Genomic DNA, 13,956 nt, shown 5'->3' with positions numbered 1-13,956 from the left:
GGATGGTGCTCGCCGCCCTCGCCGACCTGGTCCTGCCGACGGGTTGCGCGGGCTGCGGTGCCCAGGGCACGCCGCGCCGCCGGGGAGTCTGCGCCGCCTGTGCCGCCGCGATCGGTGCGCTGACCCCGCACGCGGTGCGCCCCACGCCCGCTCCGCCGGGCCTGCCGCCGTGCGCCGCACTCGGGCCCTACGGCGGTGAGCTGCGGGAACTCGTGCTTTCCTACAAGGACCGCGGTCGGCACGGCCTCGCCCGGCCGCTCGGCACGCTGCTCGCCGGAGTGGTGCTCGCGGTCGCCGACACGCCGGTGCTGCTCGTCCCGGTGCCGGACACGGCGAAGGCGGCGCGCGAACGGCACGGCGATCACATGGCGAGGCTCGCCCGGCAGGCCGCCCGGACGCTCAGCACGGCCGGTCACCCGGCCGAGGTCGCCTACCCCTTGATCGCCCGGCCCAAGGCCGACTCCGCGCATCTCAACGCGGCGGAGCGTGCCGCCGCGGCGGCCCACGCCTTCGCGACACGCCGGGGGCGGGTCGAATCGCTGCGTCGCAAGGCCGCCGGGCGCGCGGTGGTCATCCTCGACGACGTGGTCACGACAGGCGTGACCCTCGCCGCTGTCACAGAACATTTACAGGCAGCGGGGGTACGCCCCAACGCATGCGCGACGCTCGCCGCCACCGTTCGAAGATCACCAGGTCAGGGCGAATTTCCTTCGGTTTAGTCCGGATACTGGAGCTGTGTGTCGAACGGGCGAATCCCAGTAAAACGGTCTTGGCACAGAGGATGACGAACAGGCGTTGAGGGGCTAGCGTCAGAGTCCAGACCACTTCAGGACCCGCGAGGGTCACACTGGAAGGGGGACCGGGGACTTCGCGCCCCGAGCGGAAAACGCCGGGGCTATACACCACAGATAGACCGTGGGAGGTCAGGCGTGGAGATCGTCGTCAAAGGTCGTAATGTCGAGGTACCTGAGCACTACCGCGTGCACGTCGCGGACAAGCTCTCCAAGGTGGAACGTTATGACCAGAAGATCCAGCGAATTGATGTCGAACTATTCCACGAGCGGAATCCTCGCCAAGCTGAGCGGTGCCAACACGTCGAGCTCAGCTGCGTAAGTAAGGGTCCGGCCGTCCGGGCCGAGGCCGTCGCCGGCGACTTCTACAGCGCCCTCGACGTCGCGTCGGCCAAGCTTGAGCAGCGCCTGCGCCGTGCAGCCGACCGCCGCCGCGTCCACCGGGGACGCCGGTCACCGGTCTCGGTCGCCGAAGCCACGGCGGGCCTGCCACTCTTCGAGCCGCCGTCGCTGAACGGCGTGTCCGCGTCCAACGGGTTCTCCGAGGATGTCTCCGACGACGAACCGTGGCATGTGGTCCGGGAGAAGGAGTTCTCCGGGGAGCCGATGTCGGTGGACGACGCGCTCTATCAGATGGAGTTGGTGGGGCACGATTTCTTCTTGTTCCATGACAAGGAGAGTGGTCGGCCTAGCGTCGTCTATCGGCGTAAGGCTTATGACTACGGGCTTCTTGTGCTTGCTGTGTGAGTAATTTTGGGGCCGGGTGACTCACTCTGGGCGGTCAGGCTTGATCCCGACGTGAGTCACCCGGCCCCAAAATTGCCGTTGGGCTCCAGCGGCTGGGGTTGCTGCAGCTTGACGGCTGGAATGGACCGTTGGGTTCTCCTACTTGTCGCCGGGGAAGCGGACGAATTGGATGTCGTCTATTCTTTCGCCGTCGTTGTTGCCGGGGAGGCGGCTCTTCAGGAAGGCCTCCCTGGTGAAGCCGGCTCTCTCGAGGACCTTCTGGGAGTTGGTGTTGTTGGGTTCGGTGCCGGCGATGAGGCGCTCCACGCCCACGGTTTCGAAGAGCCAGGTCGCCACGAGGTTGGCGGCTCTGGTGGCGAAGCCCCTGCCGCGGTGGGCCGGCATGAGGGCGTAACCGATCATGCCCTGGCCGGTCATGGGCTCGCCGTACCAGAAGCCGATGTCGCCGGCGAAGTCGCCCGTGACGGCGTCGAAGATGAGCATGTCGGCGCGCTCGCCCGCCAGCCACATGGGGAAGGAGCGCTCGGCGCGCTGCTTGAACTCCTCGCGGGTGGTGACCGCTCCCACGCTCGTCTCCAGAACCTCGGGGAGGGTGTGCAGGTCGTACATGTGGTCGGCGTCGGCGGTGTAGAGCGGGCGGATCTTGATGACGCCGTCGGTGAGGAAGCCGCCGGGGAGGTCCGGGATGACGCGGCGGATCGGCCCGGCCGGATCGTTGCGCAGCCTCGCGAAGGCGATCAGGTCGTAACGGGAGCCGTCGGGTGCCGTGCCGGCTCCACGGCGTACCCCCTCGCGCTTGAAACCCGCGGCGAGCGCGACGCGCTGCGACGAGATGTTGGACCACTCGGCCAGCGCCTCGAGCCGGGCGAAGCCGGCCTCGAAGGCGGCACCGGCGAGCGCCGTCGTCGCGGCGGTGGCGACGCCCCGGCCGCGAGCCCACGGTGCGGTCCAGTAGCCCGTCTCGGCCTGCAGCCGGTCGTGCTGGACCCGCCGGAGGCCGACGCCGCCGAGCAGCTCGCCCGATGCCGGATCGGTCACCACGTAGCGGGTCACGCCGTGCTCCCAGATCGCGAGGCTGCTCGCGCCAACCCAGCCCTCGGCCCACTCCAGCGTCACCGGGTGCGGCACGCTCGCCAGATAGCGCGAGGTCTCCTCGTCGCCGAGGGCGCGCGCCACGTCGGGTGCGTCGGTCGGGCGGGGAGCGCGCAGGACGACGCCGTCACCCTTGATGATCTCGGGAAGGTCGGTCATGACAGGTCTCCAGGGATGAGGGAGGCGATCCAGGTGTCGATGTGCTCGCCGTGGTGGACGAGCGCGTTGCGCAGGGTGCCCTCGAACGTGAAACCCGCCCGCTCGGCGACGAGCCTGCTGCCGATGTTTCCGACGTTCGCCTTCCACTCGACCCGCTTCAGGCCCAGCTCCGTGATGCCGAACTCGGCGACGGTCCGCAGCGCGGCGGTCATGTAGCCGCGGCCCCGGGCGTGCGGGGCGGTGAGGAAGCCGATGTCGGCGACGCCCGGGTGCCCGTCGAGGAACCGCAGGTCGATCTGGCCCGCGTAGGCATCCTCGGCGTCCGCGATCACCCAGCATCCGCCCTGCTCGCGCTGCCACCAGCCGGGGGCGTAGTCATTGATGAACCCCAGCGCCCGCTCATGGTCGTAGCCGGGCTTGATGGTGGTCCACCGAAGGGACTCGGGATCAGAGCAAGCCACGACAAGCGCGGCCGCGTCGCGGAGGGCCGGCACGCGCAGCGTGACCTTCTCTCCACCCGGCGTCTGAGCGGTCAGCGTGGGCTGAGGCGCGTCGAAGGGTTTCATGAAGGGATCCTTTCACACCTTGCCTGGGCTCGGACAACCCCATTTCACTGTGGGTTATTTAGGTGATTAATCTCGTTTTGGTCGAGCGGTTCCGGCCTGGGGTGGGTGATACGCCGAACTCCGCCTAGGATGGGTCGGCAGATCTGGTGTTTAGGGGAGCGCTGACCCGTGTCTATTTTTGAGAAGATCCTCCGCGCTGGCGAAGGTCGTATGTTGCGCCGTCTATCGGCGATCGCGGCTGCCGTCGGCTCGATCGAGGAGAACTACACCGACTTGACGGACGCGGAGCTGCGCGCGCTGACCGATCAGTACCGTGAGCGCCTCGCCGACGGTGAGACGCTCGACGACCTGCTGCCCGAGGCTTTCGCCACGGTCCGCGAGGCGGCCAAGCGCGTGCTGCACAAGCGTCACTACGACGTCCAGATCATGGGCGGCGCCGCGCTGCACTTCGGCAACATCGCCGAGATGAAGACCGGTGAGGGCAAGACCCTCGTCTCGACCCTGCCGGCCTACCTCAACGCCCTGTCGGGCAACGGTGTGCATGTCATCACCGTCAACGACTACCTCGCCCAGCGTGACTCCGAGTGGATGGGGCGGGTTCACCGCTTCCTCGGGCTCACCGTCGGCGTCGTGCTGCCGAACCGGCCCGCATCCGAGCACCGCGCGGCGTACGCGTGCGACATCACCTACGGCACCAACAACGAGTTCGGCTTCGACTACCTGCGCGACAACATGGCGTGGTCGCAGGACGAGATGGTCCAGCGTGGCCACGGCTTCGCGATCGTCGACGAGGTCGACTCGATCCTCATCGACGAGGCCCGCACCCCGCTGATCATCTCCGGCCCGGCCGAGCAGTCGGCGCGGTGGTATTCGGAGTTCGCGAAGATCATCGCCAGGCTGGAGCGGGGCAAGGACGGCGAGGGCGACTACGAGGTCGACGAGTCCAAGCGCACCGTCTCGGTCACCGAGCGCGGCGTCAGCCGGGTCGAGGACCGGCTCGGCATCGACAACCTCTACGAGTCGGTCAACACGCCGCTCGTCGGCTACCTCAACAACGCCATCAAGGCCAAGGAGCTCTACAAGCTCGACAAGGACTACATCGTCTCCGACGGCGAGGTGCTGATCGTCGACGAGTTCACCGGTCGCATCCTGCACGGCCGTCGCTACAACGAGGGCATGCACCAGGCGATCGAGGCCAAGGAGGGCGTGGAGATCAAGCAGGAGAACCAGACCCTCGCCACGGTCACCCTGCAGAACTACTTCCGCCTCTACGAGAAGCTCTCCGGCATGACCGGTACGGCGCAGACCGAGGCGGCCGAGTTCAACAAGGTCTACGGTGTCGGCGTCGTCAGCATCCCGACGCACCGCGCCATGGTCCGCAAGGACCAGGCCGACGTGATCTACAAGACGGAGAAGGCCAAGTTCTCCGCCGTCGTCGAGGACATCGCCGAGCGCCACGCCACCGGCCAGCCGGTGCTCGTCGGCACGGTCTCGGTGGAGAACTCCGAGGTCCTGTCCAAGATGCTCAAGATGCGGGGCATCCCGCACAACGTCCTCAACGCCAAGTTCCACGCGCGTGAGGCCGAGATCATCGCCCAGGCCGGTCGCAAGGGCGGCGTCACCGTCGCGACCAACATGGCGGGTCGAGGCACCGACATCCTGCTCGGCGGCAACCCCGAGTTCATGGCCGCCGCCAAGGCGCGCCAGCTCGGATACACCGAGGAGGAGCACGGCGAGGACTTCCACAAGATCGTGGAGGACGCGCTGCCTGAGATCGAGGCAGCCTGCGCGGCCGAGGCCGAGGTGGTCACGGCAGCCGGCGGTCTCTACGTCCTCGGCACCGAGCGGCACGAGTCCCGCCGCATCGACAACCAGCTCCGTGGTCGAGCCGGCCGTCAGGGCGACCCCGGTGAGTCGCGCTTCTACCTCTCCCTCCAGGACGAGCTGATGCGCCGCTTCCGGACCGGTGCCGTCGAGGCGGTCATGGAGCGGATGGGCCTCCCCGACGACGTGCCGATCGAGTCGAAGATGGTCAGCCGCCAGATCAAGGGCGCGCAGACGCAGATCGAGGGCCAGAACGCCGAGATCCGCAAGAACGTCCTCAAGTACGACGAGGTCATGAACAAGCAGCGCCAGGTCGTCTACGCCGAGCGCCGCCGCGTCCTCGCCGGTGAAGACCTCAACGACCAGGTCCGGCACATGCTCGACGACACGGTCAAGGCCTACGTCCTGGGCGCGACCGCCGACGGCTACGGCGATGACTGGGACCTCGACCAGCTCTGGACCAGCCTCAAGCAGCTCTACCCGGTCGGCATCACCGTCGACGAGCTGATCGAGGAGGTGGGTGGCGAGAAGGGCAACCTCGACGCCGACCTCCTCCTCGCCAAGCTGACCGAGGACATCAACGCGGCGTACGACAAGCGTGAAGAGACCCTCGGCGCCGAGGCGGTTCGTGAGCTCGAGCGTCAGGTGCTGCTCGCGGTCATCGACCGCAAGTGGCGCGAGCACCTCTACGAGATGGACTACCTGCAGGAAGGCGTCGGCCTGCGGGCATACGCCCAGCGCGACCCGCTCGTGGAGTACCAGCGCGAAGGCTTCGACATGTTCGCCCAGATGATGGACGGCATCAAGGAGGAGGCGGTCGGCTTCCTGTTCAACCTGGAGGTCCAGGTCGAAGAGGCACCGGCACCCGCACCCGTCGCCGGAGTCGCGCTGCCCAACTCGGACTCCGGGGTGGAGATCCGAGCCAAGGGCCTCGGTGCGCAGTCGCAGCCCCGCAGCGGCCTGCAGTACACGTCCCCGTCCGAGCAGGGCGGGGCCAAGATCGAGCAGGCCCCGGCACTGGGCCTGGGCACCGCGCAGTCGCAGGGTCGCAAGCCGTCCCCGCGTGGCGGGGGCGTGCGGACGGCCAACACCGGCGCCGTCTCCGAGCCCGCGTCGCGGAACGCACCGTGCCCCTGTGGCTCGGGCAAGAAGTACAAGCGCTGCCACGGAGCGACCGCCTAACTCCGCATAGCACTGCCGAAGCCCGGCTCCGCTCGCCCACGGGCGGGGCTGGGCTTCCGCATACGCACGTGCCGCGCCGCCGCGACGCCGCACGCTGCGAGGCCGCACGCTGCGAGGCCGCGTGCTGCGAGGCCGCGTGCTGCGAGGCCGCGTGCTGCGAGGCCGCGTGCTGCGAGGCCGCGTGCTGCGAGGCCGCGTGCTGCGAGGCCGCGTGCTGCGAGGCCGCGTGCTGCGAGGCCGCGTGCTGCGAGGCCGCGTGCTGCGAGGCCGCGTGCTGCGAGGCCGCGTGCTGCGAGGCCGCGTGCTGCGAGGCCGCGTGCTGCGAGGCCGCGTGCTGCGAGGCCGCGTGCTGCGAGGCCGCGTGCTGCGAGGCCGCGTGCTGCGAGGCCGCGTGCTGCGAGGCCGCGTGCTGCGAGGCCGCGTGCTGCGAGGCCGCGTGCTGCGAGGCCGCGTGCTGCGAGGCCGCGTGCTGCGAGGCCGCGTGCTGCGAGGCCGCGTGCTGCGAGGCCGCGTGCTGCGAGGCCGCGTGCTGCGAGGCCGCGTGCTGCGAGGCCGCGTGCTGCGAGGCCGCGTGCTGCGAGGCCGCGTGCTGCGAGGCCGCGTGCTGCGAGGCCGCGTGCTGCGAGGCCGCGTGCTGCGAGGCCGCGTGCTGCAGTGCTGGGTGCTGGGTGCTGGTGCGGCGTGGGGCGCATGATCGCGTTAAAAGTCGGAAACTGCGCGAATCATGACGCCAGGAGGGGCCAATTTCCGGGAAATAGCGTGATCATGCCCGTCGATCGCGCTGATTCCCGGAAATAGCGCGATCATGTCGCGCCGACTGCGGCACCCTGCTGCAGTTGCGCTAGGGCGTCGTAGCTGGGGCGACGGGGTGCATGATCGCGTGGGAACCCGGAAATAACGCGAATCATGACGCTGGGAAGGGCAGGTTTCCCGGAACCAGCGCGATCTCGCCGTCCACCCCACGCTGCCAAGCCCCAGCGCTCGCCGCACCCGTGGAAGCCACCGGCGTGGCAATCCACGCGTGATCGTGTTGAAAGTCGGAAACTGCGCGAATCATGACGCCAGGAGGGGCCAATTTCCGGGAAGTAACGCGATCTTGCCCGCGGCCCATGCCAGAGAGAGCGCCGGGAGAGCGGTCACAGCATTACCGCAGCCGTGCAGAGCCAAGGCCCGGTAGCCCCCTGGCGCTCCAGGCGGAACGCCAGCGCCAGAATGCTGCCGTGCACCGCCAGGACCACCGCGGCCTCGCTGACCCCGGGTCGTGGCTCACAGACCCGAATCCGGCGCGGTTTGATCGCGTCGAGCCGGGTCATCCCGCTCGGCTTCCGCCGCGTCACCTCGCGGGCCATCCGCGCGATCTCGTCGACGATGTCCTGTGCCTCCCGTGGCCGGGAGATCTTCGAGACCTGCGCTGGCGGCCGGAAGCCGTGGCAGATCTCGATGCAGAGCATGACGAAGCGCCGGGCGGCCTGGTGGCACTCCGGGCTCGCGTCGGCGAGAGCGAGGAGCAGGGGTTCCGGGGCCGCTTCCTCGACCACCGCGGGCGCGGGTCGACGGGTGTCTTCGGGCTCGTCGACATAGGGCGGCTCGTGCGACGGTGCCGGCCGGAGTCGGATCGGTGCGGTCATCGTGTGCTCAGCTTCCGTTTGCCTACGTTTGCCTATGGATAGACTGTCGTCACCGTGGCTGCGCCTGTCAAGAGTCCCCGAGGAACGGATTTTCGCGGATGAAGTCGGCCGTCTCGGTGTAGAGCCTGGCGATGAACTCCTCGAGCTTGACCCGCTCGACCCGCCACTGCCCCCGCCCACCGATCTTGATGGCGGGCAGGTCGCCGCGCCGCACCAGGGCATAGACCTGCGCGAACGAGATGTTCAACTCGGCGGCGACATCGTTGAGCTCTAGGAAGCGGCTCTGCTCCATCGTTTATCTTTCGTCAGGCTATGTTTGCCTCAGTTTGCCATGCGAACCGTCGCACGCAAACACTCCGAGAGCCGAAGTGATGTACTGAGTAGCGAAGTAGAGGGGAGCGATCGTGTCCGAGAGCTTGGTGCGGGTCTACCTGCCCGCGACGTTGCCGTCCCTGGCGGCGGCGCGTGCGGCCGGGGAGTTCGGACCCGCGCCGGTGACCGCGCACGCGGTCACACCGGCACTGCGGGAGTGGTATGTGGAGGGTGACGAGGAGGAGCTCGAATACGTGGCCTTCACCCGCGCCGCGCAGGACGCCCTGCGCCTGCTGCGCGCCGATCCGTCGGCACCTCGCCGCCGCGTCGTGGTCTCGGCCGACGTCCCGTCGTCCTCGGTCAAGTCGACGGACCAGGAGTTGGGTACGAGCACAGTCCGCCTCACCGCCCCGATCGAGCTACGGACCATAGCGGCGCTGCACGTGGACGAGGACGACGCCGAGACCGTGGTGGCTGCCGCCTCCGACGTGGTCGAGGAGGCGGCGGCCGGTGACCCGGATGCCCAGTTCACGGTCGACGGTGCCGAGGACATGGAGCTGCTCTGGTTCGCCCCCACCGAGATCGACGACGTCCTCGGCACCACGTAGGAGCGCGCGATCAGGCGCGACCCTTTCCCAGCGTCCGCCCGTGCAGGATCATCGCGAGCAGCGCCCCGACGAAGAGCACGACGAGCGCGTGGTTGAGCCGGGCGCCGCCGACCCATGCCTGCACGGTGCGATCGGCGTCCGAGACGTCACTGGCGAGCGAGAAGATCTGCGCCCCTACCGTACGCGTGAGCAGCTCGGAGAGGCCGATGATGATTCCGGCACCACCGCCAGCGGCGACGTAGACCGGCCACTTCACCGACGTCCGGCGCAGCAGTGCGTAGGCGATGGTGCCGGCGACGAGCCCGACGAGCAGCGCTTTGGAGCCGAGGAAGAGCCCGTCCCGGCTGACGATCTCGGCCTGGGTCGTGGCGTCGCCGAAGATCCCGATGATGGACGACCGCAGCAGGTTGAGGACGAAGTCGACGCCGGTGACGGCGATCGCGGCCGGCAGCGCGGCACCGATGAGCTCGGTGGGGCGCAGCGAACCGAGCGCACCACCGACGGCACCGCCGAGGCCGACGCAGACGGCGGCCACCCCGGCGGCCCGGGCGGGCATGCCGTGGGCGAGGAGCACGGCGCCGCTCGCGAGGACCCCGATGAGCAGCCCGACGATGAGGCCGCCGACCGCACGCCGGGACGTGGTGGAGAGCCGCCCGGCGATGGCGTAGCCGACTGCGGCACCGGCGAGCAGGCTGGCCTGGACCACGCTGGGCAGGCGCAGCGCCGCCTCGTTGAGCGCCACCGATTCGTCGGCGTCGTCGGCGAGGCCGGCCCGGGTGGACCAGAGGGTCACCGCGAGCCAGGCGATCGCGGCGAAGGCGAGCCAGAATCCGCCTCGGGCCGGTGCGGCCGGTTCGGGGGTGTCCATGTGCCGGTCGATGGCTACCTGAGCGGGCGCGACGATGCCGGGCTTAGACATGACGGGGACTCCTTGATGAGGGGGCAACAGGGATGTTACGTGTATGTCCGCGATCACCTGGCTGGCCAGGACCGAGCGCAGGGCGAGGGGGTGCGTGGGAGGATGAGGTCGAGGCCCTGCCAATGCCGTCAACCTCTGGGAGTTTTCGATGGATGCTGTCTTCGTCACGCCTGATCCGCGCAATGAGCCGGTCCGCGACTACGCGCCGGGAAGCCCGGAGCGGGCCGGTCTTTCGCGTCGCCTGGGTGAGCTCGCATCGGAGCGGCTCGACCTGACGATGACGATCGACGGGCAGCGGCGCCCGGGTGGCGGCGAGGCGATCAACGTCGTCCAGCCGCACCGGCACGCACATGTGCTCGGAGTCACCCACAATGCCACTAACGCCGATGCCGTGGCGGCGGTAACGGCCGCGAAGGCGGCGGCTCCGATGTGGCGCGAGCTTTCCTTCGAGGATCGGGCGGCGATCTTCCTCAAGGCGGCGGAGCTGCTCGCCGGGCCGTGGCGGGACACGCTCAACGGCGCGACGATGCTGGGCCAGTCGAAGACGGCGTACCAGGCGGAGATCGACGCGGCCTGTGAGCTGATCGACTTCCTGCGCTTCAACGTGGCCTTCGGCCGCAAGCTCCTGGCGGAGCAGCCGATCTCGTCGCCGGGCATCTGGAACCGGATCGACCACCGGCCGCTGGAGGGGTTCGTCTACGCGGTGACGCCGTTCAACTTCACGGCGATCGCGGGCAACCTGCCGTCGACCCCGGCCCTGATGGGCAACACGATCGTCTGGAAGCCGGCCACGACGCAGCAGTTCTCGGCGCACTTCATCATGCGCCTGTTCGAGGAGGCGGGCCTGCCGCCCGGCGTCATCAACATGGTGACGGGCGACGGCATCGCGGTCTCGGACGTGGCACTCGCCGATCCCGATCTCGCGGGCATCCACTTCACCGGGTCGACCCGGGTCTTCCACCACCTGTGGCGCACGGTCGGTGCCAACATCGACAAGTACCGTTCCTACCCGCGGCTCGTGGGGGAGACGGGCGGCAAGGACTTCATCGTGGCGCACCCGAGTGCCCACGCCGATGCCCTGGTGACCGCCATGGTCCGGGGTGCTTTCGAGTTCCAGGGGCAGAAGTGCTCGGCGGCTTCCCGGGCGTACGTGCCGCGTTCGCTCTGGGATTCCGGCGTGCGGGACAAGCTCGCCGCGACCGCCGACTCGCTCACCTACGGCGATGTGACCGACTTCACCAACTTCGGCGGCGCCGTGATCGACGCGCGAGCGTTCGAGAAGCACCGCGCGGCGCTGGAGATGGCGGCGAAGGACCCGGCGTGCACCGTGATCGCGGGCGGGACCTGCGACGACAGCGAGGGCTACTTCGTCCGGCCGACGGTGATCGTCTGCGACGACCCGACCCACGAGGTCTTCACCACGGAGTATTTCGGCCCGATCCTCTCGGTCTTCGTCTATGACGACGACAGGTTCGACGAGGTGGTGGCGCAGGCGGAGAACGTGGCGCCCTACGCGCTGACGGGCGCGATCTTCGCCCAGGACCGGCGGGTCATCGAGCAGCTCTCGCGGACGCTGCGCTTCGCGGCGGGCAACTTCTACATCAACGACAAGCCGACCGGTGCCGTCGTCGGCCAGCAGCCCTTCGGCGGCGCTCGGGCGTCGGGCACGAACGACAAGGCCGGCTCCTGGCAGAACCTGGTGCGCTGGATGTCGCCGCGGACGATCAAGGAGACCTTCGTCCCGCCGACCGACCACACGTACCCCCACATGCGCTAGTCAGTGACAAGATCGCCGCAACTCTTCAAGAGTTGGTCCTAAAACCCGTTAGGACCAACTCTTGAAGAGTTGCGGCGATCTTGGACCGCGCCGAGGGGCGCGACCGCGCCGAGGGCGCCGACCGGGTTATAGAGCCGTGCGGAGGCGGGCCTTCGCGGCTGAGCCGGCGCCGAGGGCGTCGAGTCCGAAGAGCACGGCGCCGGTCACCGGTGCCTGGGCCAGGACCGTCACCTCGGCGAGCGGCATGACCGCCGTGATGCCGCTGACGATCGCCTCGTGCAGGATCGGGTGCCGGGCCGCGAGCACGCCGCCGCCGAGCACCACCGAGAGGTCCTGCTCGCGCATGTCGAGCCGGTCGGCGGCGACGCTCGCCAGGGCGATCACCTCGTTGGCCTGCTTGGAGACGACCCGCAGGGCGATCGGGTCGCCGATGTCGGCGACGGTGAAGAGCACCGGCGTCAGCTCGTTGATCCGGTCGGCGTCGATCTCGCCGAGGTGCACGGCGATGCCGAGCGCCTCGACCGAATCGACCCCGAAGTGGTCGATCACGGCGTCGACGAGCTTCGTCGCCGGACCGCGCCCGTCCTCGCCGCGAGCGGCGTGCCACAGCGCCAGGGTAGCGAGGTGATGCCCGCCGCCCCAGTCGCCGGTGAGCTGCCCCAGCGCGGGGAAGCGGGCGGTCCGCCCGGTCTCGTCCCGCCCGACGCAGTTGATCCCGGCACCGCAGACGACAGCGATCGCCCGTACGGCGTCGGTGCCCGCCCGCATCAGCGCGAATGTGTCGTTGTCGACGCGATTCTCCCGTGCCCAGCCCTTCGCGGTGACCGCGTCGGTGAGGATCTGCACCTCGATCGGCAGGTCCGCCCCGGCGAGGTAGATCTCGGTCCGGTCCAGCACCAGGTCCGCGGCGAGGCCGGCCTCACTCTTCGCCCGCGCGACCAGGCCGCCGATGAGTTCCATCGCCGCCGGTACGCCGATGATGTGCGGCGAGCTCGCCGGACCCCGGGTCCGGGCCAGTACGCGGCCGGTCGTGTCCGCCAGCACGACGTCGGTCTTGGAGTTGCCCCCGTCGACCCCGACGACGATCCCCTCGATGCTCATGACACCCACTTGAAGTGCGCTGCGTTCTCGGCGAGCAGCAGGTCGGTGAGGCCCTCGGCGAGGTCGTGCTGTCCGACGAGCGGGTGGGCGAGCAGCGCCTGATAGACGCGCTCCCGTCCACCGAGGGTCGCGGCGAGGATGGCGAGCTCCTCGTACCCGCTGACGTGGGCGATGAGTCCGGCCAGGTGCGGCCCGACCGGGGTGACCGGCAGCGGCGTGGCGCCGGACCCGTCCACCCGGCAGCTGACCTCGATGACCGCCTCGTCGCTGAGGAACGGCAGCGTGCCGTTGTTGCGCACGTTGACCGAGTGGACCGCGCCGTCGCCGCTGAGCAGCGAGCCGATCAGCCCGACCGCCGCCTCGGAGTAGAACGCGCCGCCGCGCTTGGCGAGCAGCTCCGGCTTGGTGTCCAGCGCCGGGTCGGCATACATCTCCAGCAGCGTCGCCTCCATCTCGGCGACCTTCTGCCCGCGCGTCGGCGCTCCCCGCTCCTCTTCGACGACCACGTCGTGGGAGTAGAAGTAGCGCAGGTAATAGGACGGCACCGAGCCGAGCGACTCCAGGATCCGCGACGGCAGCACGACTGTCTCGGCGAGTTCGTCGAGGTGGGCCGCCATCAGCTCGGGCAGCCGGTCCACGCCGTCGACGTAGGCGGCGCGCTCCCAGGTCAGGTGGTTGAGGCCGACGTGGTCGAGGGTGACCGCCTCGGGTTCGACGCCGAGCATCGCGGCGAAGCGCCGCTGGAAGCCGATGGCGACGTTGCAGAGGCCGACCGCCCTGTGCCCGGCGTCGAGCAGAGCCCGGGTGACGAGGCCCGTCGGGTTGGTGAAGTTGACGATCCAGGCACCGGGCTTGGCGAGCCGGCGAGCCCGGTCGGCCACGTCGAGCACGACCGGAATGGTCCGCATCGCCTTGGCGAGGCCGCCGGCGCCGGTCGTCTCCTGACCGATGCAGCCGCACTCCAGGGGGAATGTCTCGTCGCTGATGCGGGCGTTCTGGCCGCCGACCCGGAGCTGGATGATCACGACGTCGGCGCCGGTCAGGCCCTCGTCCAGATCGGTGGTCCAGCTGATCCGCCCGGCATGGCCGTAACGGCGGAAGATCCGCTCGGCGAACGGGCCGACGACGGACAGCCGGTCGGCTGCCGGGTCGACCAGCGTCAATTCGGTCACCTCTGCGTTGAGGCGAGCGAACCCGTCGATCAGCTCCGGGGTATAGGTCGACCCACCGCCGACCACCGCGATCTTCAT

Annotated in this window: 12 protein-coding genes; 5 read left to right on the top strand and 7 right to left on the bottom strand. The window is 69.3% G+C overall.

Annotated features, from left to right (window positions below):
* Nucleotides 1–2: 2 nt before the first annotated feature.
* The gene (locus tag F4553_RS17860) at nt 3–719 is read left to right on the top strand and encodes a ComF family protein (protein WP_184837480.1); all 717 of its coding nucleotides are present in this window, start codon (nt 3–5) and stop codon (nt 717–719) included.
* 210 nt (nt 720–929) lie between these two features.
* The gene (hpf, locus tag F4553_RS17855) at nt 930–1,538 is read left to right on the top strand and encodes a ribosome hibernation-promoting factor, HPF/YfiA family (RefSeq protein ID WP_184837479.1); all 609 of its coding nucleotides are present in this window, start codon (nt 930–932) and stop codon (nt 1,536–1,538) included.
* Nucleotides 1,539–1,676: 138 nt separating this feature from the next.
* Here hpf and F4553_RS17850 read toward each other — a convergent pair whose 3' ends face one another.
* Both F4553_RS17850 and F4553_RS17845 read right to left on the bottom strand, forming a co-directional pair.
* Entirely contained in the window at nt 1,677–2,789 is a 1,113-nt protein-coding gene (locus tag F4553_RS17850; protein ID WP_184837477.1) for a GNAT family N-acetyltransferase, read from the bottom strand.
* Nucleotides 2,786–3,355, bottom strand: coding sequence for a GNAT family N-acetyltransferase (locus F4553_RS17845; protein ID WP_184837475.1), 570 nt, complete (start codon nt 3,353–3,355; stop codon nt 2,786–2,788). Before F4553_RS17845 ends, F4553_RS17850 begins: the two co-directional genes overlap by 4 nt.
* A 168-nt stretch (nt 3,356–3,523) precedes the next feature.
* Here F4553_RS17845 and secA point away from each other — a divergent pair, with 168 nt between their 5' ends.
* Nucleotides 3,524–6,361 carry a preprotein translocase subunit SecA gene (gene secA, locus F4553_RS17840; protein WP_184837473.1) on the top strand — a complete coding sequence of 946 codons (2,838 nt, stop codon included), beginning with the start codon at nt 3,524–3,526 and terminating at the stop codon, nt 6,359–6,361.
* A gap of 1,136 nt (nt 6,362–7,497) precedes the next feature.
* Here secA and F4553_RS17835 read toward each other — a convergent pair.
* Together F4553_RS17835 and F4553_RS17830 are read right to left on the bottom strand one after the other, a co-directional pair.
* The gene (locus F4553_RS17835) at nt 7,498–7,989 is read right to left on the bottom strand and encodes an Rv3235 family protein (RefSeq protein ID WP_184837471.1); all 492 of its coding nucleotides are present in this window, start codon (nt 7,987–7,989) and stop codon (nt 7,498–7,500) included.
* A 67-nt stretch (nt 7,990–8,056) separates the two neighbouring features.
* Complete coding sequence (locus F4553_RS17830) at nt 8,057–8,281, bottom strand: helix-turn-helix domain-containing protein (protein ID WP_184837469.1); 225 nt, start codon at nt 8,279–8,281, stop codon at nt 8,057–8,059.
* Between the two features lie 112 nt (nt 8,282–8,393).
* On the opposite strand from F4553_RS17830, the gene F4553_RS17825 reads away from it, so the two are divergent.
* Nucleotides 8,394–8,909, top strand: coding sequence for a DUF6912 family protein (locus tag F4553_RS17825; protein WP_184837467.1), 516 nt, complete (start codon nt 8,394–8,396; stop codon nt 8,907–8,909).
* Nucleotides 8,910–8,919: 10 nt separating this feature from the next.
* Here the strand turns inward: F4553_RS17825 and F4553_RS17820 are convergent, their stop codons facing one another.
* Nucleotides 8,920–9,828 (bottom strand): hypothetical protein, encoded by a 909-nt coding sequence (locus tag F4553_RS17820; RefSeq protein ID WP_184837465.1) that lies wholly within the window; start codon nt 9,826–9,828, stop codon nt 8,920–8,922.
* Nucleotides 9,829–9,976: 148 nt separating this feature from the next.
* Here F4553_RS17820 and pruA point away from each other — a divergent pair, with 148 nt between their 5' ends.
* Nucleotides 9,977–11,605, top strand: coding sequence for an L-glutamate gamma-semialdehyde dehydrogenase (pruA, locus tag F4553_RS17815; protein ID WP_184837463.1), 1,629 nt, complete (start codon nt 9,977–9,979; stop codon nt 11,603–11,605).
* 126 nt (nt 11,606–11,731) lie between these two features.
* Here pruA and F4553_RS17810 read toward each other — a convergent pair whose 3' ends face one another.
* Both F4553_RS17810 and F4553_RS17805 read right to left on the bottom strand, forming a co-directional pair.
* Nucleotides 11,732–12,706 (bottom strand): N-acetylglucosamine kinase, encoded by a 975-nt coding sequence (locus F4553_RS17810; RefSeq protein ID WP_184837461.1) that lies wholly within the window; start codon nt 12,704–12,706, stop codon nt 11,732–11,734.
* Nucleotides 12,703–13,956 (bottom strand): 6-phospho-beta-glucosidase, encoded by a 1,254-nt coding sequence (locus F4553_RS17805; RefSeq protein ID WP_184837459.1) that lies wholly within the window; start codon nt 13,954–13,956, stop codon nt 12,703–12,705. Before F4553_RS17805 ends, F4553_RS17810 begins: the two co-directional genes overlap by 4 nt.

This window comes from Allocatelliglobosispora scoriae (genome assembly GCF_014204945.1).
In the GTDB taxonomy this organism is placed as follows: domain Bacteria; phylum Actinomycetota; class Actinomycetes; order Mycobacteriales; family Micromonosporaceae; genus Allocatelliglobosispora; species Allocatelliglobosispora scoriae.
Note: the sequence above shows the minus strand (reverse complement) of the source record. Positions and strands in the feature narration are given on the sequence as shown.

Excerpts from the sequence above, each read along its gene's own strand:
- pruA (WP_184837463.1), top strand. The coding sequence starts at position 9,977 with ATGGATGCTGTCTTCGTCACGCCTGATCCGCGCAATGAGCCGGTCCGC.
- F4553_RS17860 (WP_184837480.1), top strand. The coding sequence starts at position 3 with ATGGTGCTCGCCGCCCTCGCCGACCTGGTCCTGCCGACGGGTTGCGCG.
- F4553_RS17850 (WP_184837477.1), bottom strand. The coding sequence starts at position 2,789 with ATGACCGACCTTCCCGAGATCATCAAGGGTGACGGCGTCGTCCTGCGC.
- F4553_RS17810 (WP_184837461.1), bottom strand. The coding sequence starts at position 12,706 with ATGAGCATCGAGGGGATCGTCGTCGGGGTCGACGGGGGCAACTCCAAG.
- F4553_RS17845 (WP_184837475.1), bottom strand. The coding sequence starts at position 3,355 with ATGAAACCCTTCGACGCGCCTCAGCCCACGCTGACCGCTCAGACGCCG.
- F4553_RS17830 (WP_184837469.1), bottom strand. The coding sequence starts at position 8,281 with ATGGAGCAGAGCCGCTTCCTAGAGCTCAACGATGTCGCCGCCGAGTTG.
- F4553_RS17820 (WP_184837465.1), bottom strand. The coding sequence starts at position 9,828 with ATGTCTAAGCCCGGCATCGTCGCGCCCGCTCAGGTAGCCATCGACCGG.
- F4553_RS17835 (WP_184837471.1), bottom strand. The coding sequence starts at position 7,989 with ATGACCGCACCGATCCGACTCCGGCCGGCACCGTCGCACGAGCCGCCC.
- F4553_RS17805 (WP_184837459.1), bottom strand. The coding sequence starts at position 13,956 with ATGAAGATCGCGGTGGTCGGCGGTGGGTCGACCTATACCCCGGAGCTG.